Annotated in this window: 20 protein-coding genes; all 20 read left to right on the forward strand. The window is 44.0% G+C overall.

Annotation, left to right across the window (positions count from 1 at the left end; genetic code table 11):
* Positions 1–2: 2 nt before the first annotated feature.
* The 20 genes from H9647_RS06130 (at position 3) to ftsZ (ending at position 25,615) form a co-directional block, all read left to right on the forward strand.
* A complete protein-coding gene (locus tag H9647_RS06130; protein ID WP_191798880.1) occupies positions 3–953 on the forward strand; it encodes an ABC transporter permease in 951 nt (316 codons plus the stop codon).
* Between the two features lie 12 nt (positions 954–965).
* Positions 966–1,961: an ABC transporter ATP-binding protein gene (locus H9647_RS06135; protein WP_191798881.1), complete on the forward strand. Its 996-nt coding sequence runs from the start codon at positions 966–968 to the stop codon at positions 1,959–1,961.
* The gene (locus tag H9647_RS06140; protein ID WP_318245270.1) at positions 1,958–2,899 is read left to right on the forward strand and encodes an ABC transporter ATP-binding protein; all 942 of its coding nucleotides are present in this window, start codon (positions 1,958–1,960) and stop codon (positions 2,897–2,899) included. Before H9647_RS06135 ends, H9647_RS06140 begins: the two co-directional genes overlap by 4 nt.
* 194 nt (positions 2,900–3,093) lie before the next feature.
* Positions 3,094–4,728, forward strand: a complete 1,635-nt coding sequence (gene bshC / locus H9647_RS06145; protein ID WP_191798882.1) for a bacillithiol biosynthesis cysteine-adding enzyme BshC — start codon at positions 3,094–3,096, stop codon at positions 4,726–4,728.
* Between the two features lie 14 nt (positions 4,729–4,742).
* Complete coding sequence (locus tag H9647_RS06150) at positions 4,743–6,008, forward strand: adenosylhomocysteinase (RefSeq protein ID WP_191798883.1); 1,266 nt, start codon at positions 4,743–4,745, stop codon at positions 6,006–6,008.
* Between the two features lie 207 nt (positions 6,009–6,215).
* On the forward strand, positions 6,216–6,653 hold the full coding sequence (gene mraZ / locus H9647_RS06155) for a division/cell wall cluster transcriptional repressor MraZ (RefSeq protein ID WP_191798884.1): 438 nt from the start codon (positions 6,216–6,218) through the stop codon (positions 6,651–6,653).
* Positions 6,654–6,748: 95 nt separating this feature from the next.
* Positions 6,749–7,699 carry a 16S rRNA (cytosine(1402)-N(4))-methyltransferase RsmH gene (gene rsmH / locus H9647_RS06160; RefSeq protein WP_191798885.1) on the forward strand — a complete coding sequence of 317 codons (951 nt, stop codon included), beginning with the start codon at positions 6,749–6,751 and terminating at the stop codon, positions 7,697–7,699.
* Between the two features lie 27 nt (positions 7,700–7,726).
* Complete coding sequence (locus H9647_RS06165) at positions 7,727–8,125, forward strand: hypothetical protein (protein WP_191798886.1); 399 nt, start codon at positions 7,727–7,729, stop codon at positions 8,123–8,125.
* Between the two features lie 38 nt (positions 8,126–8,163).
* Complete coding sequence (locus H9647_RS06170; protein WP_191798887.1) at positions 8,164–10,476, forward strand: penicillin-binding transpeptidase domain-containing protein; 2,313 nt, start codon at positions 8,164–8,166, stop codon at positions 10,474–10,476.
* An 87-nt stretch (positions 10,477–10,563) separates the two neighbouring features.
* Positions 10,564–12,546 carry a stage V sporulation protein D gene (locus H9647_RS06175; RefSeq protein ID WP_191798888.1) on the forward strand — a complete coding sequence of 661 codons (1,983 nt, stop codon included), beginning with the start codon at positions 10,564–10,566 and terminating at the stop codon, positions 12,544–12,546.
* Between the two features lie 92 nt (positions 12,547–12,638).
* Complete coding sequence (locus tag H9647_RS06180; RefSeq protein ID WP_191798889.1) at positions 12,639–14,126, forward strand: UDP-N-acetylmuramoyl-L-alanyl-D-glutamate--2,6-diaminopimelate ligase; 1,488 nt, start codon at positions 12,639–12,641, stop codon at positions 14,124–14,126.
* On the forward strand, positions 14,126–15,526 hold the full coding sequence (locus H9647_RS06185; RefSeq protein WP_318245278.1) for a UDP-N-acetylmuramoyl-tripeptide--D-alanyl-D-alanine ligase: 1,401 nt from the start codon (positions 14,126–14,128) through the stop codon (positions 15,524–15,526). Before H9647_RS06180 ends, H9647_RS06185 begins: the two co-directional genes overlap by 1 nt.
* A 22-nt stretch (positions 15,527–15,548) precedes the next feature.
* A complete protein-coding gene (gene mraY / locus H9647_RS06190; RefSeq protein WP_191798891.1) occupies positions 15,549–16,517 on the forward strand; it encodes a phospho-N-acetylmuramoyl-pentapeptide-transferase in 969 nt (322 codons plus the stop codon).
* 2 nt (positions 16,518–16,519) lie between these two features.
* On the forward strand, positions 16,520–17,941 hold the full coding sequence (murD, locus tag H9647_RS06195) for a UDP-N-acetylmuramoyl-L-alanine--D-glutamate ligase (protein ID WP_191798892.1): 1,422 nt from the start codon (positions 16,520–16,522) through the stop codon (positions 17,939–17,941).
* Positions 17,942–17,990: 49 nt separating this feature from the next.
* On the forward strand, positions 17,991–19,088 hold the full coding sequence (spoVE, locus tag H9647_RS06200; RefSeq protein ID WP_191798893.1) for a stage V sporulation protein E: 1,098 nt from the start codon (positions 17,991–17,993) through the stop codon (positions 19,086–19,088).
* A gap of 8 nt (positions 19,089–19,096) precedes the next feature.
* Positions 19,097–20,203: an undecaprenyldiphospho-muramoylpentapeptide beta-N-acetylglucosaminyltransferase gene (murG, locus tag H9647_RS06205; RefSeq protein ID WP_191798894.1), complete on the forward strand. Its 1,107-nt coding sequence runs from the start codon at positions 19,097–19,099 to the stop codon at positions 20,201–20,203.
* A 337-nt stretch (positions 20,204–20,540) separates the two neighbouring features.
* Complete coding sequence (gene murA / locus H9647_RS06210; RefSeq protein WP_191798895.1) at positions 20,541–21,812, forward strand: UDP-N-acetylglucosamine 1-carboxyvinyltransferase; 1,272 nt, start codon at positions 20,541–20,543, stop codon at positions 21,810–21,812.
* A 131-nt stretch (positions 21,813–21,943) separates the two neighbouring features.
* Positions 21,944–22,708 (forward strand): cell division protein FtsQ/DivIB, encoded by a 765-nt coding sequence (locus tag H9647_RS06215; protein WP_191798896.1) that lies wholly within the window; start codon positions 21,944–21,946, stop codon positions 22,706–22,708.
* Positions 22,709–23,066: 358 nt separating this feature from the next.
* A complete protein-coding gene (ftsA, locus tag H9647_RS06220; RefSeq protein ID WP_191798897.1) occupies positions 23,067–24,338 on the forward strand; it encodes a cell division protein FtsA in 1,272 nt (423 codons plus the stop codon).
* 152 nt (positions 24,339–24,490) lie between these two features.
* A complete protein-coding gene (ftsZ, locus tag H9647_RS06225; protein ID WP_191798898.1) occupies positions 24,491–25,615 on the forward strand; it encodes a cell division protein FtsZ in 1,125 nt (374 codons plus the stop codon).
* Positions 25,616–25,655 lie beyond the last annotated feature (40 nt).

Here is a 25,655-nt window from a genome sequence, read left to right on the forward strand (position 1 = left end):
TAATGTCTGCAAATCAATCTCATATCGATCCAAATAATATGCAGCTTACACCCGAAGATTTTAGAAAAATCGGGGTAGACGAGAAGCAGGCAGAAGTCATTCAAAGACAAAGTGTCTCTGCCATGCGAGATGCTTGGGAACGCCTTCTGAAGAACAAGCTTGCCATGGGCAGCCTAGTCGTCCTCATTACCATTATAATTATGGCTATCTTAGCTCCGATATTTTCGGGGTATGAATACGATACACAAGATCTTATGAAAACCAACCAACCGCCATCTTCTGAATTTTGGTTTGGAACGGATGATCTCGGACGCGACATGTGGGTACGTACCTGGTCTGGAGCGCGGATTTCACTGCTTATTGGTTTTGCAGCCGCTTTTATTGACCTTGCGATCGGTGTAATTTACGGCGGTATCATGGGTTTCTACGGCGGACGTGTCGGCGAACTCATGAACAAATTCTCTGAAATCTTATATTCGATCCCTTACCTGCTAGTAACGATTCTACTACTTGTCGTATTTGAACCAAGTATAGGTACGATTATATTAGCCTTATGTATCACGGGCTGGATTAATATGTCCTGGATTGTACGCGGTGAGATTATGCAGCTGAAGAATCGGGAGTTCGTCTTGGCTTCTAAGTCGATGGGTGCAAATTCCTCTAGACTTATTTTCAAACACTTATTGCCAAACGCAGTAGGTCCTATTATTGTCACGCTTACGCTGTCTGTACCAAGTGCCATCTTTAGTGAAGCATTCCTAAGTTTCTTGGGTCTTGGTGTACAAGCCCCTAAAGCTTCTCTTGGTTCTATGATTGAGAATGCACTGACTGGATGGATGTACTATCCTTGGCGGATGTTGTTCCCAGCAGGTCTAATCAGTTTGATTATGCTTGCGTTCAACTTGTTTGGTGATGGTCTTCGTGATGCACTTGATCCAAAACTGAAAAAATAGGAGGTGGATGTAATGGATTCGTTGTTACAGGTTAAAGATCTTAACGTTTCTTTTAAAGTGAGAGACGGAGAGGTGAAAGCCGTTCGCGGCATGAACTTCGAGATCGGCAAAGGGGAGACAGTTGCGATCGTAGGTGAATCAGGTAGTGGTAAAAGTGTAACAGCTCAAACCATTATGCGTTTGATTCCGTCTCCACCGTCTATCATTAATAAAGGTGAAATTATCTTTCAAGGGCAGAACTTGCTCAAGAAGACAAATAGACAAATGGAAGCAATCCGCGGTAAAGATATCGGAATGATCTTCCAAGATCCAATGACTTCACTGAATCCAACGATAAAAATTGGACATCAAATTACTGAAGTTCTGATTAAGCATCAAAAGATGTCTAAAGAAAAAGCGAAAAAAGAAGCTATCGCGATGCTGAAGATGGTAGGAATCAAGAATGCGGAAGCTAGATTTAATCAGTATCCGCATGAGTTCTCTGGCGGTATGCGTCAACGTGCGATGATTGCCATCGCCCTTGCCTGTAAACCAGCTCTTCTTATTGCAGATGAACCGACTACGGCTCTTGATGTAACGATCCAAGCCCAAATTATGGATGTAATGAAAGATATGCAGGATAAGCTGGGTACATCGATCATTTTGATTACGCATGACCTTGGTGTTGTAGCCGGAATTGCGGACCGTGTTATCGTTATGTATGCAGGTGAAGTGGTAGAAACGGGAACCAAATATGAAATATTCAAAAATCCGCAGCATCCATATACAAGAGGACTCATGCGCTCCATGCCTCGTTTGGATCAGAAGAAGGATGAGCCTCTCATTCCTATCGTGGGTACTCCGCCGGATCTGATCAAACCGCCGGTTGGCTGCCCGTTTGCAGCTCGCTGCGATAGTGCAATGAGCATTTGTCAAAAAGTGGACCCAGCGGCTACTGTATTCAGTGATACGCACTCGGCTCGTTGCTGGGAACATCATCCTATGGCGAAGGAGGTACATTCCTCATGATGAGTAACAACTTGATTGAAGTAGAAGGTCTAAAGAAGTATTTTAATGTAGGAAATAATCGCACGCTTAAAGCGGTAGATAACCTAAACTTTAACATTCGTGAAGGAGAGACTCTGGGCATGGTAGGGGAGTCTGGCTGTGGTAAATCAACAGCTGGTCGTACCATTCTTCGTTTGTATGAGCCAACTGCAGGAAGTGTAAGATTTAACGGAACGGATATTTACAAATTACCTCCGAATAAAATGAAAGCAATGCGCAGAGACATGCAGATGATTTTCCAAGATCCTTATGCATCCCTCAATCCGCGGTTTACCGTGGCTGACATTGTTGGAGAAGCGCTTGATATTCACAATATGGCAGGAAGCAGCAAGGAACGTAAGAAACGGATTGAGGAATTGCTTGATCTGGTTGGTCTGAACGCGGATCATGCCAACCGTTATCCTCATGAATTCTCGGGTGGTCAGCGTCAGCGGATCGGTATCGCTCGTGCACTGGCTGTAAATCCAAAGTTCATTATTTGTGATGAGCCCATCTCTGCACTGGATGTATCGATTCAGGCTCAGGTGGTTAACTTGCTCAAAGAACTTCAGGGTCGTCTCGGTCTAACATATCTTTTCATTGCTCATGACCTTTCTATGGTTAAGCATATCAGTGACCGGGTTGCTGTTATGTATATGGGTAAAATGGTAGAACTAGCTGAGAGCGATGAGCTTTATGCAAATCCAATTCATCCATATACCAAAATGTTGTTATCTGCGATTCCGATTCCGGATCCAGATATTGAAGCGAACAAAAAGCGTATCATTATGCCAGAAGATGATGCGGGTCCAATTAGTAACGGTAAAGAGGGACAGGGTGCAAAAAGTGCATACAACCTCGATAATGCTAAACTTATTGAAGTATCAAAAGGTCATTTTGTAGCTGAACCATATGCTTAATTTATGATCAGAAGAAGCCATCGATGAAATCATCGGCGGCTTCTTTCGTTTGGAGTGGAAAAGCTGAATGTTCAGCCCTTTACCAAGGAATACTCCATGTATAGTTGAAGTATCGTTCTGATTATTACTTTGACGGAAACTTAAGCATTCGGTACAATCGAGTAAGGCTTTAAATGAATAGGGAGGTTGACCTCATGAATGTAATTCCTGAGGCGCTTCGTAGTGGATCACCACTCGCGGAACATTATTTACGTTACGATGAGGCCATACATCATTTGTACGAATATGATTTTCGTGATGCGGGAAGCTACGCAGCGCGTGCTGAATGGCTGGATCGAACCGAAGATACACGGGTGGATCGCCAAGATATCGTACGTTTTTTGCGTTCATATAATAGAAGACTAAATTCACATCCCGCAGTAATGGAATCTATCGAGCGTTTGGCACAGCCAAATGCGCTTGTTATTTCGGGCGGACAACAAAGCGGACTCTTCACTGGATCCTTACTTGTTATTTATAAGGCGGCAACGATCATTAAGGCTGCAGAGGAAGCAGAGAAGAAGTTAAATCGTCCTGTCATTCCTGTCTTCTGGATCGCAGGAGAAGATCATGACTGGGATGAAGTTGATCATACTTACATGATGACAGCTGATCTGAATATCGCTAAGGTAAGAATGCCGGGTCGGTATGATGGAAGAGCATCTGTCAGTGAAGTCAGCGTAGAGCGGGAAAACTGGCTCCAGGCGATACATAAGCTTGAAGAGCTGCTTCCTGACACCGAGTATAAGCCGGGCCTCATTTCTGATATCAAGGCAGCGATTCAGGATGATAACCTTAGTTTAAGTGATGTATTCGCTAAAATGATGGGTCAGTTGTTCGGTTCTTATGGACTGGTTATGCTAGATTCGGCAGATCCGGAGCTGCGCAAACTTGAAGTTCCTATTTTTGAACGGATGATTGAAGATAACGATTCTTTGGAACGATGTTATCATGAATCCGCAGGGCGTGTAGTAACCAGTGGATTTGGTATGCAGGCTGAGGTAACTGCAGACTGTGCTAATTTATTTTATATCCATGAAGGTTCCAGGTTGCTGCTACATAAAGAAAACGGGAAGTTTATTGATCGTAGAGGATATGTTTCTTTTACCAAAACGGAACTCATTGATATATTAAAGCAACATCCGGAGCGTTTTAGCAACAATGTTCTGACAAGGCCGCTGATGCAGGATTCTTTGTTCCCTGTGTTATCCACAGTTCTTGGTCATGCAGAGATTGCTTACTGGGCTTTGGCAAAAGAAGCTTTTCATCGTTTTGGGTTAAGAATGCCGATTTTGCAACCAAGGATGTCTTTTACGATCTTGGATCAACATATTCAAAAACTAATGGATAAATATGATTTAAGTTTTCATGATATTCAGTATGCTTTTGATGACAAAAAGGACACTTGGCTCAGCACTCTAGATGAATTTAACATGAATGAACAATTTGAATTACTGAAAACTTCATTCCATAAACTGTACGCTCCTGTACTGGAGCAGCTAAATCAGATTGAGCCTGGGCTTGGTCGGCTTGGCGTTACTAACAGCAGCAAGATTGAAGAACAGATTTCTTATATGCAGCTGAGAACAAAACAGGCCATCGCACAGAGACATGATGCTTCAGTGAAACAATGGGATACACTAGACCTGACATTATTCCCAATGAAACGTCCGCAAGAGAGAGTCTATAACGTTTACGGCTATTTAAATCGCTATGGTACACGCTGGCTTACGGATCTCATGAATATTCCTGCTGATCTTAGCGGCCATCATCATATTCTGTATATATAATTGGAGGAACAAGGATGACTACGGAAGCACTGAGAAATAGTATTGTTGCAGATATGGGGCTTGCTCCAGAAGGACATCTCAAAATTGATTGGGTAGAAGCTCACATGCCGGTTCTTAACCGGGTGCGCAAAGAGTTTGAGGCAGATTTGCCTTTTAAAGGCCTAAATATTACGATTTGCCTTCATCTTGAAGCAAAAACAGCTTATCTTGCGAAAGTCATTCAAGCGGGTGGGGCGAATGTAACCATTACAGGCAGTAACCCACTATCCACACAAGATGATGTATGTGCAGCCCTCGTTGAGGATGGGATCACGGTATTTGCTAAATACAATCCTGACCCTGCTGAATATAAGCAGTTGATTATTAATGCGTTGGAAACAAAACCTGATTTCATCATTGATGATGGCGGGGATTTGGTTACAATCCTTCATTCGGAGAGACCTGAGCTGCTTGAAACGATACGGGGCGGGGCAGAAGAAACGACAACGGGAATTATTAAGTTAAAAGCCCTCGAAAAAGAGGGAGTGCTGAAACTTCCGATGGTCGCGGTTAATGACGCTTACTGTAAATATCTTTTCGACAACCGTTATGGCACAGGACAATCTGCATTTGATGGCATTATTCGGACAACGAATCTTGTCGTAGCAGGCAGTACAGTGGTGGTCGTGGGTTATGGTTGGTGCGGTAAAGGTGTGGCTATGCGTGCAAAAGGGCTCGGAGCGAATGTGATCGTAACCGAAGTAGACCCGATTAAAGCGGTTGAGGCTCACATGGATGGATTCCAAGTTATGCCGATGATCGAAGCTGCAAAACTCGGTAACTTCTTTATAACCGTTACGGGTAACAAGGATGTCATCACAGGTGAACACTATGATGTGATGAAAGACGGAGCGGTTTTGGCGAATGCAGGTCACTTTGATGTGGAAGTGAACAAACCTGAACTTGCTAAACGTGCTGTTTCCATCCGCACGGTCCGTAAAAATATCGAAGAATACCGCTTTGCAGATGGCAGAAGAATGTATCTTCTTGCTGAAGGACGTCTAGTTAACCTGGCAGCAGCAGATGGGCATCCAGCAGAGATTATGGATACTACATTTGCGCTACAGGCACTCGGACTTCGTTATGTAAGAGAAAATCATGAAACGCTTGATCGTTCTGTCATTAAAGTCCCTTATGAGATCGATGAGAAAGTTGCAAGGTATAAACTGGATAGCCTAGGGATTGTCCTTGATACATTGACAGAGAAACAAAAAGTTTATCTCGATAGCTGGAATGCATAATTATTTCTGAGTAGAGAAGAGTGATGTGGAAGCCTGAATAAGGCGGAACACATCACTTTTTTTGTGCGTCAAGGTAGTCTCTTTACAGCTTTTCCAAAAAGTTTCATAGCAAGCTAGAAGGGTTTTGATTTTTACAAGCGAATCTATTATGCTTAAGTGGTGGAAAGTGGAGCAAAGTGGAGAGTCTAGGGTGAGGAGTGGTGGACAATGTTTATGGGGGAGTTCCAACATAGCATTGACGATAAAGGCCGAATCATTATTCCGGCTAAATTCCGCGAACCTCTTGGACCTAGCTTTGTGATCACTCGAGGCTTAGACCAGTGTCTGTTTGTGTACCCGATGGAAGAATGGGTGATCATGGAACAGAAACTTAAAGCTCTTCCGCTGATGAAATCCGATGCTCGTGCATTTACACGCTTTTTTTTCTCAGGAGCAACAGAATGCGAACTCGACAAACAGGGCAGGGTAAATTTACCGCCCAACTTGCGAGATTACGCCAAGATGGACAAGGAATGTGTGGTTCTTGGTGTTTCGAATCGGGTGGAGATCTGGAGCAAAGGCATTTGGGAACAATATTACAGCCAATCTGAAGAAACGTTTAATGATATTGCCGAAAAGCTGGTCGATTTCAATTTTGAATTTTAACAAAGGCAGTAAGGAAATCAACAAGAAATCACATAATTGTGCAGATAAGAAGTAGACAAATCTGTAAATCAAAACAATGTCTGGAGGACAAGCAAGTGTTTCACCACATTACCGTACTTAAAGAAGAAGCAACCGAAGGACTTAACATCAAACAGGACGGGATTTACGTGGACTGCACGTTAGGCGGTGCGGGTCATAGCTCGGTCATCGCTTCAAAACTGGGTCCAGAGGGAAGACTCATTGCCCTTGACCAGGACGACTGGGCTCTTGATCATGCCAAGAGTAAGCTAGCGGAGTTTGATACTAACATTACACTCGTAAAGACTAACTTTCGGGATTTGACCGAAGTGCTAACTGCGCAGGGCGTGCCTATGCAAGACGGGATACCACAAGTGGACGGTATTTTGTACGATCTAGGTGTGTCATCACCCCAGTTCGATGAAGGAGAACGCGGATTTAGTTATAACCATGACGCACCACTTGATATGCGAATGGATCAATCTGCTCTTTTGACGGCAAAAGACATCATTAATGAGTGGAGCGAAGAAGAAATTGCTCGGATTTTGTATGTTTATGGCGAAGAAAAGTTTTCAAGACGCATTGCGCGGGTAATAGTTGAAAAAAGAAAGTCTGCACCTATTGAAACTACAGGCGAATTGGTCGATATCATAAAAGAAGGTATTCCGGCGGCTGCCCGGAGAACGGGCGGTCATCCTGCCAAACGAAGCTTTCAAGCACTTCGAATTGCCGTGAATGATGAGCTCGGTGCATTTGAGGAAGCTTTACATCAGGCTGTGCGTTGTCTTAAGCCTGGAGGCAGAGTATCTGTTATTACGTTTCATTCCTTGGAAGACAGGATATGCAAACAGATTTTTAGCAGTTATTTAGAAAAATGCACATGCCCAACTGACTTCCCGTTATGTGTCTGCGGAGGTAAAGGAACGCTACGACTCGTGAATCGTAAGCCAATGGTACCCACAGAAGCAGAACTGTCGCAAAACCCCAGAGCGCGTTCAGCAAAGCTGCGTGTAGCGGAGAAACTGTAACCTATTGAAACGTAAGGAGAGTCGACTATGGCCTATACACGTGGCAATCTGGCAATGAAAGAGAGAGCAAATGCTGAACAGCTGAAACCTAATCGCTATAAAGAAACGACGAAAGTCGTTACTCGAAGAACAGGTCTGCCTGCAAGAGAGAAGTTCTTGTATCTGATGACTGTCATCGTATGTATAGCGATCGCGAGTGTTTTGGTGGGCAGATATGCAAATATTTACGATCTGAACAAGCAGATGCACACGGCAAACCAGAGTATTGAAAAGTCTAACAAAGAAATGGCTGTAATCGAAGTTCAGAAAGAAAAACTGGAAAGCGATATTGTGGCGAAAGCGCGGGAGCTGGGTTACATTGAGCCATCTGCCGATCAAGAGGCAATCCGAGTTCAAAGAACGTCAGTAACGACCGGGACTCCGTAAGGAAGGACAATGCTGACGAGTGAATGTGAGGTTTGATTATGGGGAACACAGGAAAAAGAATAAAACTTCGCACGTTACTTATTGGAGGGATCATCACCCTCTTTTTTCTTGTACTTATTGGGAAAGTATTTTGGATTCAAGTAGTTGATGCGAATACATGGAAAGAGCATGCTTTGGAACTTATCGATCGTACGAAGACGATCAATGCCAAGCGGGGAACGATCACCGATCGTAATGGAGATATTCTTGCTAAAGATGCCCCTGCTTATACGGTGGCAGTTAATCCTAAACTCATCGCTGAAAAAGAGATTGAAGATGAGGTTGTGAAGGGGCTCCATAATTTGCTCGGCAAAGATGAGGCTGGTCTGCGAGAGGATATAACTTCAACAACAGATAAAGGTGAGTTACGTGTTCATCGGGAAGTTCGAAGCGAAGGGTACAAGATTAGCCAAGAACTCAAGGATCAAGTTGAAGAATTTAGAGAAAAATTGGACAAAGAGTATGGAGCCAAAGATGCGATTATTCTGACGGAAGAATCCAAACGGTTTTATCCTGAAAATAATTTGGCGTCTCATGTCCTTGGCTACCTGAATAAAGAAGATGACCCCGTCTATGGCTTGGAACTGTATTATGATGAAAAGTTAAAAGGACAAGATGGCAAAATGGTGTACCAGGCTGACAGGAAAGGTGTAGAGATTAATAATTCAACGGTAGACTATACCCCTGCCATTAATGGTAAGAATTTGACTCTAACCCTTGATGATACGATCCAGTTCTATATTGAAGAAGCGATGAAAAAAGCGGTGGATCAGTATGATCCGATCAGTATGACTGTTATCGCAGCAGATCCAAATACGATGGAAATTTTAGGAATGGCAAATATGCCGAATTATAATCCGAACACGTACTGGGAATCGGAACAAGAAGACTTTTTTAATCACGCCATACAGTCCATATACGAACCGGGGTCTACCTTTAAGATTGTTACCCTTGCAGGAGCGGTAGAAGAAAAACTGTTTAATCCGAATGCTACCTATGAATCTGGAAGTATTACGGTGGGAGGTCGCACAATTAGTGACGTAAGCCGCAATTGGGGGACAATAACATATCTCGACGGTGTCAAACGTTCCAGTAACGTTGCATTCGTAAATCTTGGATATAAAATGCTTGGCGGAGAAAAGCTGCGTAGCTATATTGATAAGTTTGGGTTTGGCGTAAAAACAGGTATTGATTTACCTAATGAATCTGCTTCTCCGATCCGTGAACTGCATTACGCCGCAGATATTGCTGCGGCTTCATATGGCCACGGGCTTGTACAGGTTACCCCTCTTCAGCAGGTGGCAGCCGTTTCTGCTATCGCTAATGGCGGCAAATTAATGGTTCCGCATCTGGTCAAGGAGATTACAGATCCGAACACGGGTGAAGTAGAAAAAGTGGAACCTGAAGTCGTGAGACAAGCCATTTCCGAGACCACATCAAAAACGGTCAGCGGCTATCTTGAACAAGTGGTTGCTGATCAGGAAAAGGGATCTGGAAGACGTGCTTATATTGATGGTTATCGTGTAGCGGGTAAAACAGGAACAGCAATTAAGTACATTGACGGAAAATATGATCATACGAAGGCAGTTGTATCTTTTATCGGCTACGCACCTGCGGATAATCCTAAGATTGCGATGATCGTCGTGATTGACCAGCCGAATGACCCTACGGTAGGTGGAGGAACAGCAGCTGCTCCGGTATTTAAGGAGATTATGTCAAAATCTCTTACGTATCTGGGTGTACCAAAAGAAACAGCATCTGCGGATGATACCGACGAATCAAAAGTGGTAAGTAAAAAAGCACCGGATCTGACTGGGAAATCAGGCAAAGAAGCAAGATCACTGCTCCTTGACCAAGGGATTGCTTATGAAACGCTTGGTAAGGGAAGTGAAGTCGTCAAGCAATATCCAGAATCGGGTACTGCTTTACAGCCTGGACAACGAGTGTATTTGTTAACGGAAGACAGTGATACGATGGAAGTGCCGGATCTGACCGGTGAATCCCTGCGGGATGCCCTCGAAGTACTGACTCTGCTCAAAGTAGGAGTTAAAGTCGAGGGTGAAGGCTTCGTATCGGAACAAAAGGTAGAAGTGTCCGGAGAACAACGAACGGTTGTCCTTACACTAAAACCGGCGAAAGAAACCGTTACTGGGGAAACAGGGGAAGATGTACTTTCTTCTGAAGAGGCAGAGGATGTAAACAATACCGAAGCCAATACCGAAGATCAAAAATCTGCAGAAACAACGGTAACCGAACCTGCTGATATTAATGAACTAGAAGGTACTACAGCCGAAGAACGCGGTGATAACTAAAGGCTTGTTCTATTCTCTGATTGTCCTGAATATTCATAATGATGAATGCTATTGTGAATGAAGGAGACAAGTCGGGGGGAGATGAATATGGCCAAAGTGTCCAGTGTGATGCTTCGTCGCCGTTTGCTATGGTGCATGCTGATACTTCTTATTTTATTTACAGCACTAGTCGTACGTTTAGCTTATGTGCAATTTGTTAAAGGACCACAATTATCGGAAGAAGCGGAGAATTTGTGGCGAAGAGAAATTCCGTACACAGCAAAAAGAGGACAAATCCTTGATCGGAACGGGATTTCTCTTGCTTACAATATTACAACGCCATCCGTGATGGCTATTCCTGTACAGATTAAGGACAAGGAGCAGACTGCTACGGCTTTAGCGCCCTTACTAGGTATGACGAAGGAAAAAGTACTGGGTATCATCTCGAAGAAAGAAAGAATAGTACAGATAAAGCCCGGGGGCCGCAAAATTACGATGGAGAAAGCACAGCAGATTCGTGATTTAGAGCTTCCGGGCATTGTTGTAGCTGAAGACAATAAACGTTATTATCCTTTTGGGGATCTTGCAGGTCATATTCTTGGGTTTACCGGAATTGATAATCAGGGATTGACCGGTGTTGAAAAAACGTATGACGATAATCTGAACGGAATTGGTGGAGGTATTGCCTATCTCTCTGATGCCGCAGGCAGATTAATGCCGGGATCAAGCGAGACTTATCAAGCTCCTCAAGATGGACTAAACCTTAAACTTACGATTGACCAACCGATCCAATCTATTATAGAACGTGAACTTGATCAAGCTATGGTCAAATTTCAAGCTAATTCGGCTCTTGCTATTGCGATGAACCCGAAAACAGGCGAAGTACTGGGAATGGCGAGCCGCCCAGGTTATGAACCGGGTAGTTATCAGGAATATGACGCTGATATATATAATCGGAATTTACCGGTATGGATGACGTATGAGCCGGGTTCCACCTTCAAGATTATTACGCTCGCTGCTGCTCTCGAAGAAAAGAAAGTCGATCTCAAGAATGATCGCTTTTTCGATCCGGGCTTTGTTGAAGTCGGTGGAGCTAGACTTCGGTGCTGGAAGAAAGGCGGCCATGGTAGCCAGAGTTTTTTACAAGTTGTGGAAAACTCCTGCAATCCAGGATTTGTTGCACTAGGTCAAAAACTTGGCAAAGAGTCGCTTTTCAAGTATATTAAAAACTTCGGTTTCGGCTCCAAAACAGGCATTGACCTTAGTGGGGAAGCCTCCGGGATCTTATTTAAACTTTCACAGGTAGGACCTGTAGAGCTTGCTACGACTGCTTTTGGTCAAGGGGTATCTGTTACTCCTATCCAGCAGATTACGGCCGTCTCTGCCGCCATTAACGGTGGGAAACTGTACAAACCATTTGTAGCCAAGGCCTGGGTTGATCCGGTGACAGGTAAAATAGTAGAAGAGACCAAGCCTGAATTGGTTAGGCAAGTCATATCTGAAGAAACATCGAAGCAGGTTCGAGAAGCTCTCGAAAGTGTAGTGGCTAAAGGAACAGGCCGCCCGGCATTTATTGATGGGTACCGAGTAGGCGGAAAGACGGGTACGGCACAAAAAGTAATTAATGGAAGATACTCGTCGACGGAACACATTGTTTCCTTTATCGGGTTTGCTCCAGCAGATGATCCGCAGATTGTAGTATATACGGCGGTTGATAATCCGAAAGGAATTCAATTTGGAGGCGTTGTTGCCGCGCCAATCGTACAGAATATACTGGAAGATTCGCTTCACTATTTGCAGATACCGGCTCGGAGTGATCAGATTGCTAAGGAATACAAATATGGCGAAACACCGATCGTTACTGTTCCTGATCTTACAGGGGCGACAGTGCAGGACCTTTATGAAGATCTTAATATGAACTTCATGCTGTCGAAATCTGGGTCTGGAAAAACAGTAGTGAGTCAAGCTCCAAAACCAGGTGCACGGGTGGAACGCGGTTCGACCATTCGAATCTACATGGGTAGTGAACCGGAAGATGCGCATCAGAGCGAAGAGAAGACAAAGGCAGAAAATGAAAAAGAAGAGCCTTAACGTTTTTACTCATCTATCTATGGACCATACTGGCAAGTAACGGATACAATAGGTAAGGATGACGTCTTATTTTATGGAAAGAAGGAATACATGTGCAGTTAAAACAATTTGCTTCCCTGCTGGCAGTATGTGAACTCTCCGGCAATGGAAACACAGAAATCAAAGGAATTCAAACCGATTCAAGACAAGTTCAAGAAGGGGATATGTTTATATGTCTACCTGGTCACACCGTAGATGGTCATGAGTATGCTGACAAAGCAGTGGCCCTCGGTGCAGTTGCACTTGTCGTGGAGCGTAAACTTGAACTCGATGTACCTCAACTAATTGTAAGTAGCTGTCGATTTGCAATGGCTGTATTCTCGGATTGTTTTTTTGGTCACCCGAGTCAGAAGCTGAACCTGATCGGCGTTACAGGTACAAACGGAAAAACAACGACAACTTATCTGATTGAACAAATATTGAATGATGCTGAATCAGAGACTGGCCTTATTGGAACGATTCAAATGCGTTATGCCGGTCAAACGTTCCCGATGTCAGGAACAACACCAGAAGCTCTTGATTTGCAGCGTAGTCTTTATCATATGGTTGAGGCAGGCGTGAAAAACTGTGTCATGGAAGTTTCTTCTCATGCGTTGCAGCAAGGGCGCGTAAAAGGAACCGAATTCCGCACTGCGGTGTTTACGAACCTCACTCAGGATCACCTGGACTATCATCACACGATGGAGGAGTACCGAGGTGCGAAATCCCTACTTTTTGCTAGATTAGGCAACGAATTTGATGGGGACCTTCATAAACGCAAGTATGCGGTTCTTAATGCAGATGATGCAGCGTCGGCTTATTTTGCGGATTCTACTTCAGCTGAAGTGATTACATACGGAATCGATGCTGATGCTGACGTGCGGGCTTCAAATATTAAAATTACAGCACGAGGCACTTCCTTCCACGTAGATTCCTTTAAAGGAAGTGTGGATGTAGAGCTTCGTATGGTGGGTAAGTTTAATGTGTATAACGCGCTCGCAGCGATTACTGCAGCTCTGCTTGAAGGGATTGAGCTTGATTCGATCAAGCGTAGCCTTGAAGCCATTCCAGGTGTTGATGGCAGGGTAGAAGCGGTGAACGAAGGTCAGCCGTTTGCAGTGATCGTAGACTATGCTCATACACCGGATGGACTCGAGAATGTACTGCGTACAGTCAACGAATTTGCTGAAAAAGAAGTATTCTGTGTCTTCGGATGCGGTGGAGATCGTGATCGCACAAAACGTCCAATCATGGGTCAAATCGCTGCTAAATACAGTGATAGAGTGTTTGTTACTTCTGATAATCCTCGGACAGAAGATCCGGATGCCATTCTTGAAGATATCAAGCAGGGATTAGTTGCAGATGGTGTTCCATCCGAAAAATATGAGTTGATTGTTGACCGTAAGGCAGCCATTAAACGTGCTATTGAACTGGCAAGCCCAGGCGATGTAGTATTGATAGCGGGCAAAGGTCACGAGACTTACCAGATTATCGGAACTGTAAAAACAGATTTTGACGATCGTCTCGTGGCGAAAGAAGCGATAAGGGGAATAACAAAGTGATAAAAAGAACGTTAGGTCAAATAGCACATATGTGCAGCGGCACCCTTGTAAGAGAAAGTGACCGTGAAACGCTCATCGAAGGAGTATACACGGACTCACGCAAACCATCAGCGGGACAATTATTTGTTCCGCTGACAGGGGAGCATTTTGATGGGCATGAATATGCGTCTGCCTGCCTGGCTTCGGGAGCTGCAGGGACACTGTGGCAAAGAGACCATGGAGATGCACCTGAAGGTGCAGTCATCCTCGTTGATGACACGCTAACGGCACTTCAGGAGATCGGAGCTGCCTATCTCAAAGAGAGCGGTGCTTCTGTAGTTGCAATTACGGGCAGCAACGGTAAAACAACGACAAAAGATATGGTGTACTCCCTTTTATCTACTACCTTTAAGGTACATAAGACACAAGGGAACTTTAACAACCATATCGGTCTGCCGTTAACGATTCTAAGTATGCCTGAAGATGCGGAAATTGCGATTTTGGAAATGGGGATGAGCGGGCGTCAGGAAATAGAACGTCTAACGCAAATTGCTTGTCCAGATGTAGCCGTTATTACGAATATTGGAGAAGCGCATCTGTTACAGCTGGGTTCAAGAGAAGAAATTGCTCGGGCTAAGCTGGAGATTATGGCAGGACTCAAAAATGGCGGACTTCTGATATATAACGGTGATGATCCTTTAGCAGATCGTGTTCTTGCAGAACCTGCGACCAAAAAACCGATGGAATTTAAACGGTTTACTTTTGGTATGAATCATACGAATGATGATTTCCCTACGGGAATGATGAATCACCCTGAAGGAATGGTATTTACTTCGGTACGATCGGGGGAAGAAGCGTTATCTATTCCACTGATTGGTGCACATAACGTGGTGAATGCACTCGCCGCACTTGCTGTTGCAAGACATTATGGCGTGTCCTACGAAAATATGAAAAAAGGTCTTTCTGAGATAAAACTAACAGGGATGCGAATTGAGGTCCTAAAAGGTACGAGTGGGATTACGGTACTTAATGATGCTTATAATGCGAGTCCTACAGCGATGAAAGCTGCGATTGATGCTCTTGCTGGTCTTTCTGGATATTCTCGCAAAGTGGCAGTACTCGGCGATATGCTTGAGCTTGGACCGAGAGAGGAAGAACTTCATGAAGAGATTGGACAATATTTGACACCTGATAAGCTTGATCTGGTTTTCACATATGGTCCCTTGTCTTCTTACATTGCCAAAGCCGCACGGCAGCACATGCCTGCTGAAGCAGTGTTCGCTTTTGAAGATAAGGATGCTTTAATTTCCCACCTTAAGGATACAATGAATTCTAAGGACGTAGTGCTTGTAAAAGCATCCCGGGGAATGAAGCTGGAAGATGTGGCGAATGCCTTAATTACGGAACCATTACAGATCTGAAGTTAACTAGAGAGGTGTTTTCATGGATTTTCAATTAATGCTCTTAACAATCGGGGTATCTTTTATTCTTGCAGTGATTGCAGCCCCTTTACTTATTCCACTTTTAAGAAGAATGAAGTTTGGACAGCAGGTCAGAGAGGATGGTCCGAAAAGCCATCTTAAAAAATCAGGAACGCCTACGATGGGTGGAGTAGTCATCGTCTTGGCTTTTACACTTGCATTTCTAAAGTTTGCTCCTGTTAAAAACACAGATTTTTATGTTCTGCTCGTGGCTACTTTAGGGTTTGGTCTGATTGGATTTCTTGATGATTATATCAAAATTGTCGCTAAAAGATCGCTTGGTTTAACAGCGAGGCAAAAACTCATTGGTCAATTGATTTTCGCTGGAATTATGTCTTTCTTGCTCATTCAAAACGGACATAGTACAGAGATTTCCGTGCCAGGTACGGACTTTGGATTTGATTTTGGCGGCTGGTTCTACTATCCGTTTATCGTCATCATGATGCTTGCTATTAGTAATGCAGTAAACTTTACAGATGGACTTGACGGACTGCTCTCTGGAGTAAGTGCAATCGCCTTTGGTGCATTTGCGATTGTGGCAATGCAGGCAACTTCACTTCCTGCTGCGGTATGTGCAGCTGCAATGATCGGTGCAGTACTTGGTTTTCTAGTATACAATGCGCATCCTGCCAAAGTGTTTATGGGAGATACAGGTTCACTGGCCATTGGCGGTGCGATTGGAGCTATTGCCATTGTCACGAAGACAGAACTACTATTTTTAGTTATCGGCGGTGTTTTCGTTGTGGAAATGTTGTCCGTTGTAATCCAGGTTATTTCTTTTAAAACAAGAGGCAAACGGGTATTTAAAATGAGCCCGATTCACCATCATTTCGAATTGTCTGGGTGGTCTGAATGGCGTGTTGTTATCACGTTTTGGGCCGTAGGACTGCTGCTTGCAGGACTCGGACTCTTCATCTACAAGGGGTTGTAATTATGAATCATCCGGAGAATTACAAAGGAAAGAACGTCGTGGTCCTTGGCCTAGCCAAGAGCGGCGTTCAAGTTGCTAAAGTGCTCCATCAAGCTGGAGCTCATGTGACGGTCAATGACCAAAAAGAGAGAGAACAGTGTCCCGAAGCATCCGAATTGGAGGCTTTGGGAATTTCTGTTCTATGCGGAGGTCACCCAGATGACCTCATTCACGAAGATGTTGCTTTGCTCGTGAAGAATCCGGGTATCCCTTACAAAGTGGCACCGATTCAGAAGGCAATCGAGCTTGGTATTGAAGTAGTCACTGAGGTAGAAGTAGCTTATCACTTGTGCAAGGCACCGATCATCGGTATTACCGGTTCAAATGGAAAGACAACTACGACCACTTGGGTGGGAATGATGCTTGATGCAGCCGGTTTATCACCGATTGTTGCCGGTAACATTGGAACACCTCTTTCAGAGGCGGCTACCGCAGCTACAGAGAAGGATATTATGGTCGTTGAACTTAGTAGTTTTCAGCTAAAAGGGACGACAGACTTCAAACCAGCTATCAGCTGTCTGCTCAATGTATCTGAGACTCATCTCGATTACCATGGAGGAATGGAAGATTACGTTGCTTCAAAAGCAAAACTCTTTCTTAATCAGACGGAAGAAGACAAGGCTGTTCTAAACTGGGATGATCCCGTATGCAGACAGCTCGTACCTTATATTAAAGGGGAATTGATTCCTTTTTCGATGACAGAGGCTCTCCAAACCGGTGTTTATGCTGATCCTCCTTATGTAGCAAATGTAGAGGATGATATCAATAGAACCATTGTTTATCGAGATAAGGAAGGCAAGGTTCATCCGATTATATCTGTGGATAAGATTGCAATTCCAGGTCGATTCAATGTAGATAATGCACTTGCATCTTGCGCCATAGCTATTGCTGCTGGAGCATCACCTGATGTACTTCATGGACCGCTTTCTTCTTTTAGAGGAGTAGAACATCGACTCGAGTACGTTCTTACCCATAATGAAACGGCATACTATAACAATTCAAAGGCAACAAATTCAAAAGCAACGACGATGGCACTTACCTCGTTTAAGGAACCTATTGTCCTTATTGCAGGTGGACTTGACCGAGGGTCAGATTATATGGATTTACTTGCTGTTTTCAGTGAAAAAGTAAGAGCTGTCGTTTTGCTGGGTCAAACAAAAGACAAATTGGCGGAAGTTGCGAAACTTGCCGGATTAAAGGAAATCCAGGTTGTCGATAATGAGGTAGATGCCGCTGATACACTAAGAAAGGCGGTTTCGATTGCCGCTTCGATAGCTGTACCTGGAGATGTGGTTCTACTATCCCCTGGATGTGCAAGTTGGGATATGTATTCTTCCTATGAAGAGCGTGGACGCATTTTTAAAGAGGCGGTGCATAACCTGTAAGTAGGGGGGTTGGATAAGCCCCTACTACATATGTAAGAGGTGGCCTCCAATGAAACAGACCCGTCCGGCGCCCGATTTTTGGCTGATCATCTGCATTGTATCTTTACTTGCCATCGGTCTTGTAATGGTATACAGTGCGGGTTCCGTCCTGGCTTTCCGTCAATACGGCGACTCTTTCTATTTTGTAAAGAGGCAGTTGTTATTTGCGGGGCTGGGGCTAGCTGCCATGTTTTTTACTGCAAATGTGGATTATCGGATTTGGCGCAATTATGCAAAGTATATCCTTATTTTTTGTTTTATCATGCTTATTATCGTATTGATTCCCGGAGTCGGCGTTGTTCGCGGCGGAGCGAGAAGTTGGCTCGGAATCAGTTCGTTCGGTATTCAGCCCTCCGAGTTTATGAAGCTCGGGATGATCTTATTTCTGGCCAAATGGCTCAGTAAAGACCCGGCTGCAATCAAAAATTTTACATCGGGTTTATTGCCGCCGCTTGCTTTAATGGGAACCGCATTTGGTCTTATTATGCTTCAACCAGACCTTGGAACCGGCACGGTAATGATGGGAGCTTCTATGCTGATTATTTTTACGGCGGGGGCAAGAATGAAACATTTGCTGTTTCTTGGTTTGGGTGGATTAGTGGGTTTTGCTGGCCTTATCGCAGCAGCACCTTATCGTCTGCAACGGATCACCGCTTTTCTTGATCCCTGGTCAGATCCGTTAGGTTCTGGTTATCAAATTCTCCAATCCCTATACGCGATCGGTCCGGGGGGACTGGGAGGGCTGGGTCTTGGAATGAGCCGACAGAAATATAGTTATGTTCCGGAACCGCAAACGGACTTTATTTTTTCTATTCTAGCCGAAGAACTTGGGTTTATAGGCGGCCTCATCGTACTTGTACTCTTTTTGATGCTGGTATGGAGAGGGATGCGAGTTGCGATGACGATTCCGGATGCTTTTGGAAGTCTGCTTGGGGTAGGAATTGTGGGAATGGTTGCTGTTCAGGTAATCATTAATATTGGAGTTGTTATTGGGCTGATGCCTGTTACGGGGATCACGCTCCCATTGATCAGTTATGGAGGTTCATCTCTGACGCTGATGCTTACAGCACTTGGAATTTTACTTAATTTATCACGTTATGCGAGGTGACGGTATTCATGCGCGTTGTACTTACTGGCGGCGGGACAGGCGGACATATTTATCCGGCTGTTGCTGTCGCAAGACAATTAGAATCAGAAGATAAAACGGCGGAATTTTTATATATCGGAGGTAAAAAGGGGCTGGAAAGCAAACTTGTTCCACAAGAGAACATCCCTTTTAAATCGATTGAAATATCTGGTTTTAAAAGAAAACTATCGTTTGATAATGTGAAAACGATCCTTCGTTTTCTTGAAGCTGTAAAGGAATCCAGAAAAATGCTGAAGGAATTTAAACCGGATGTAGTGGTAGGTACTGGCGGTTATGTATGCGGTCCTGTTGTGTATGCTGCAGCAAAACTAGGTATCCCAACCATTATACATGAACAAAATGCGATTCCTGGGCTCACTAACAAGTTTTTGAGTCGGTATGTCGATACGGTGGCTGTTAGCTTTGAAGGGGCTGAGAAAGCCTTCTCTTCAGCTAAGAACACCATCTACACCGGTAATCCCCGTGCTACTACGGTACAACATGCAAACCCAGAGCGTGGATTTGCATCGCTAGGTATTCCGAAAGGAAGCAAAGTGGTGCTAGTAGTAGGCGGTAGCAGAGGAGCCAAAGCAATCAATGATGCAATGATCGAAATGGCTGAGCAGCTGAAGAACTTAGGCGAAGTTCATGTGGTATACGTAACAGGAGACGGCTATTATGAATCAACGCTTCAGGCAATAAAAGAACGTTTGGGACATATTCCAAGTCAACTACATGTTCTCCCATACGTGCATAACATGCCTGAGGTTCTCGCAGCTACCTCGTTAATCGTTAACCGGGCCGGCGCTTCTTTTCTTGCGGAGATTACATCGCTTGGAATTCCTGCTATTCTCATTCCTTCTCCGAATGTAACCAATAACCATCAAGAAGCGAATGCAAGAACGCTTGAAAAAGCGGGAGCGGCTCGGATGCTGCTTGAGAAGGATCTTACGGGTATTACCTTATTCCAAAATATTGAAGAGGTAATGAAAGACGAAAAAGTTCAGCGTTCCATGATGGAAGCTTCCAAACGTCTGGGAAAACCGGATTCTGCCTCCGTATTAGTAGCTGAAATGAAACGTATTGCGACAAAATAATAATGAAATATAAAAGTCTCCAGGTAACGTAAAACTGTCCTAGGCGATTGTCACACACAAGGTACTCTTTACATAAGATACCTTATCAATTGTGACATTCACCTTTTGGACGAAGTAATTGTCCGGGTGTGTCACAAACAATACTATTATCCGCTGAACTGACTTGAAAGGAATTGCGAAGCAGCGCCAATATCGCGGTGATGCGCATCCTGGAAAGGAACAGCAGAGGACGTTCTACCTTGTGGACGCTTATCGATCAGGCGATGAAATGGACGGTATAAGCCAGGTCGAAGCGATCAAGAACTAGGGTGAACGGGTAAACTCGGAGGTGATACACTTGGACAAATTGGTGATTGAAGGCGGGAAACCCCTATCAGGATCCATACGTATCCATGGAGCTAAAAATGCTGCTTTGCCTATCATGGCAGCAAGTTTACTTGCAGAAGGAAACACGCAGCTCCATAATGTACCTCATTTGCTCGACATTGAGGTGATGTTGCACATTTTAGAACGGCTCGGATGTGGTGCAAAGCATGACTTAGGGAAAGTAACGATTGATACTTCCTTAGTCAGTTCTGCAAGAGTACCGGAAGACTTAATGAGCAAGATGCGCTCCTCTATTTTTTTAATGGGTCCTTTGCTTGCAAGATTTGGAGAAGTGTCCATCTATCAGCCTGGAGGATGTGCAATTGGAGAAAGAAAGATAGATCTGCATTTGAGGGGGCTCGAGGCGCTGGGTGCGGTTATTGAGGAGAAAGATTCTCAGATTACCTGCCGTGCTAAGAAACTTATTGGTGCAGATGTACAACTTGATTTTCCAAGTGTTGGAGCTACGGAGAATATTATGATGGCTGCTGCGACAGCCAAAGGGACGACAACGATTACGAATGCAGCAAGAGAACCCGAAATTCAGGATCTTCAAAATTTCCTGAACGCGATGGGTGCAAACATTATCGGGGCGGGCACAAGTACGATTACGATTCATGGAGTCGAACGTTTAACCTCATGTACCTATGAGATTATACCGGACCGGATTGTGGCAGGAACGGTTCTGATTGCAGCTGCTGCAACAAGGGGAAATGTCACACTTACTCACTGCAATCCTGCACACTTAAATTCTCTTATCCATGTACTGAAGCGCGCCGGTGTTCAAACAAGTGTATGCAATGATATAATAAACGTAAGCTGTTTGGGGCGACCTAAAGCGGTTGATCGTATTGTTACTTCACCATACCCTTCGTTTCCTACAGATCTTCAGTCTCAGGTTATGGTGTTACTCAGTTTGGCAGATGGATTTAGTGTTATGAAAGAGACCGTCTTCGAAGCAAGATTTAAGCATGTTGATGAACTGAATGTAATGGGTGCTGATATTTCTGTCGATATGAACGCAGCTTTTATACGTGGTGTTCCACGGCTTTATGGAGCCACAGTAGAAGCAACAGATTTACGCGCTGGTGCTGCACTTGTTATTGCAGGGCTTGCCGCACAAGGAAGAACAGTCGTTGAACAAGTGCATCATATTGATCGGGGTTATGATCGGATTGAGCAGTTGTTTCAATCACTCGGGGCTTCTGTGGAACGTCAGCCGGTGAGTTTTGTTGCACCGTAATTGTTATCATCCTGGTCAGTGAGAATAACTATGCTTATATATATTCCAATCAGTTTCATTTTAAGCACAAACTTGCCTTGAAAGTCCCCTCTTTTTGAGGGGACAATAGGGCTTTTATGGAGCGGAGATTTATGCCAAAAAATCAATTGCCCGCTCTCAAAAAAGAGAGCATGCCAAAACGTAAAACAAGCCGTAAATTGATCACGATCTTAATCCTTTTATTCATTGCTATACTTGCTGCCATATTTTTCAGATCACCAGTTAGCAAAATTTCTCAGGTTCAGATTGATGGGAATGTGTTTACTACTAAAGATGAGATTTTAGCAAAGAGCGGCCTTCAAGTGGGTAATCCGTTTTTTAGTGATAATGGCAGTGATATAGAGAAGAAGTTGGAAGAGATTGCTTCTGTATCTGAGGCAACAGTGGACAAGCAGTTCCCAGGTACAATAGTAATTCACATTAAAGAATACGATCCAGTAGCTTACGAACTGGCTGCAGACGGACAGCTTCATGCAATTTTATCCAGTGGAGTGAGTGTTACGCTTCCTGGTAGCGGAATGGCAGTAGAAAAACCGATTTTGACACATTGGGAGGATAGCGATCCGCTAAAGACAGAGTTATCTGAGGTACTTAAAAACATACCTAATGAACTCACTACAGATATTTCCGAAATTATGCCATCGCCTACCCCATCGTTTCCAGATCGGATTAAAATCTACACGAAATCACAGTTTGAAGTCATTACTACGGTTTCTTTATTAGAAGAGAAGGTAAGCTACTTGAATCAAGTGATTGAAACGGAAAAGCCAGGGATAATCACCATGCTTGAAGCAGATGCCTATGAACCTTTTATTCCAGACACAGCGGAAGATGAGGAATTAGAGACAGGTGAATAACCTAAATTTTTGCAATTATAATGGAAAACAATGGACATGTGAAGATAGCACTTTCTGATCGTATAAAAAAATGTTACACTTTACACTATATGCATCTTGCTTTTATTTCCTTCTTTTTTCTTTAAAATTTGACTAGAATCGTTTGTGACGGTTAAACTCGTGAACAAACTTAGAGACAATTAGGAGACATGTCTCATTTCAACCTGAGTAAAGGCAGTTGGTATGAGCTTCTTATCTCCATATGAAGGCACCCAAAAAATTTGTTGAAAAAAGAGGGAAAGCCTTAAACGTGTTGAATATGTAGAGAGTGTTTGTTTAAAAGAACGTATATTAATCGGAGTCAGGAGGTGCCACAGACTTGAGCAACAATGACATCATTGTTAGTTTGGACATCGGTACATCCAAAGTTCGGGCTATTATTGGGGAAATTAATAATGGAACCTTTAATATTATTGGAGTTGGATCTGCCGACTCAGAAGGAATTCGTAAAGGTGCAATTGTAGACATTGACCAGACTGTACAATCTATCCGCAATGCAGTAGATCACGCGGAACGTATGGTCGGTATTCAAATATCCGAAGTTTATGTCGGGATCTCTGGAAATCATATCGGGCTTATGACAAGTCACGGTGTTGTGGCAGTATCAAATGAGGACCGCGAGATCGGTGAAGAAGACATGGAACGGGTGTTGAAAGCAGCAGAAGTCATCGCGATCCCGCCGGAACGTGAGATCATAGATGTAGTGGCAAGGCAGTATGTAGTAGATGGTCTTGAAGGAATTCAGGATCCTCGCGGTATGATCGGTGTTAGGCTTGAAGTAGAAGCGACGATCATTACAGGGGCGAAGACTGCCATACATAACTTGTTGCGCTGCGTTGAGAAATCAGGACTGAAAGTTAAAGATCTGGTGCTCATGTCTCTTGGAGCAGGGCTTTTGTCCTTATCCAAAGATGAAAAAGGAATGGGTTCTGTACTGGTTGATATCGGTGCAGGAATGACCACAATTGCTGTGTTTGAAGAAGGATCCATGGTTGCAACTTCGACACTTCCAATTGGTGGTGAGTTTGTTACTAACGATATTGCTTACGGACTGCGAACCTTGACAGAGCAAGCTGAGAAGGTCAAGCTTAAGTATGGTTGTGCTTGGCTGGATGATGCAGCTAGTGATGTAGTATTCAAAGTAACGCGTATTGGCAGTAACGTGGATAAAGAATTTACTCAGGAAGATTTGGCAGCGATCATAGAACCTCGTGTGCAGGAAATCTTCCAATTAATTCATCAAGAAGTGAAGCGACTGGGTTATACAGAGCTACCTGGAGGTTATATACTAACAGGCGGTACTGTAGCGATGCCAGGTGTGTTACAGGTTGCTAGACACGAACTTGCTGCTTCAGTTAGAATCGCAGTGCCGGATTATATCGGTGTAAGGGATCCAGGCTATACGAGCGGTGTGGGGATTTTGCATAACGTCATTCGCGGTATCAAAATAAGACCAGCGAATAATAATCCCGGTGGCGGAAGCAATAACAAGAAACCAACCAATCGAGTTAAGCCGAATCCGGCTCCGGAAGAAGAACAAAAACCGGGGTTTTTCGAACGCATAAAAAATATGTTCAGTGAATTGATATAGCATGTCTGAATCCATTTCATAGATCCTTGAACGATTCGTTTTCGAGTGATCTTTACGAAATGGTATTGTTCGTCGATATATGAAATGGTCTGGATTCATTTTCGGAACGTGGACGAGCCATCCATGCACACATGAGGGGGAGATGGAAAAGTATGTTGGAATTTGATTTCGATATGGAGAGCTTGGCTCAGATAAAAGTAATAGGTGTCGGTGGCGGCGGAAGCAATGCTGTTAACCGAATGATTGAGAATGGTGTGCAAGGAGTCGAATTCATTACGGTGAATACGGATGCTCAAGCACTACATTTAGCCCGCTCAGAACACAAGCTTCAAATCGGTGATAAACTTACAAGAGGACTTGGCGCTGGTGCCAATCCAGAAGTAGGTAAAAAAGCTGCAGAGGAGTCTCGTGATCTGATTGCGAATACCTTAAAAGGTGCGGACATGGTGTTCGTTACTGCTGGTATGGGCGGAGGTACAGGAACAGGTGCTGCTCCTGTTATCGCTGAAATCGCTAAAGAGTGCGGTGCGTTAACGGTTGGTGTGGTTACACGTCCATTTACATTCGAAGGACGTAAACGTTCCAATCAAGCAGAGCACGGTATTGAAGCTCTCAAAGAAAAAGTAGATACACTGATTGTTATTCCAAATGATCGTTTGCTTGAGATCGTAGACAAAAAGACTCCGATGCTTGAAGCTTTCCGCGAAGCAGATAATGTTCTTCGCCAAGCAGTACAAGGTATCTCTGACTTGATCGCAGTTCCGGGTCTAATCAACCTTGACTTTGCCGATGTTAAGACCATTATGACAGAACGCGGTTCTGCACTCATGGGTATCGGTATGGCCACTGGAGAGAATCGTGCTGCAGAAGCTGCACGCAAAGCAATTATGAGTCCGCTTCTTGAGACTTCGATTGAAGGAGCACGCGGTGTGATCATGAACATTACAGGCGGTTCTAACCTGTCCTTGTATGAAGTGAATGAAGCAGCCGAGATTGTGACTTCTGCTTCCGATCCGGAAGTAAATATGATCTTTGGTGCGATCATCGACGAAAACCTGAAAGAGGAAATCAAAGTTACGGTTATTGCGACAGGATTCGAGAATAAGCCGGATCCTAGCCCGCAGCCTACTCGCAAGCCGGTTCAATCTGCTGAACCGCAAGAGAGTCGTCCATCGAACCTGAAACCGTTCAGTAATGGACCGGGTTCGGATCAACTTGATATTCCAACTTTCTTACGTAATCGCTCAAGAAATAATGGCGGCAATCATAACGAATAATAGACTTTCTATGAATAACGAACAGCAGTCCTTTAGAATG

Origin of the sequence: Paenibacillus gallinarum, from assembly GCF_014836635.1 — a bacterium.
In the GTDB taxonomy this organism is placed as follows: Bacteria; Bacillota; Bacilli; order Paenibacillales; family Paenibacillaceae; genus Paenibacillus; species Paenibacillus gallinarum.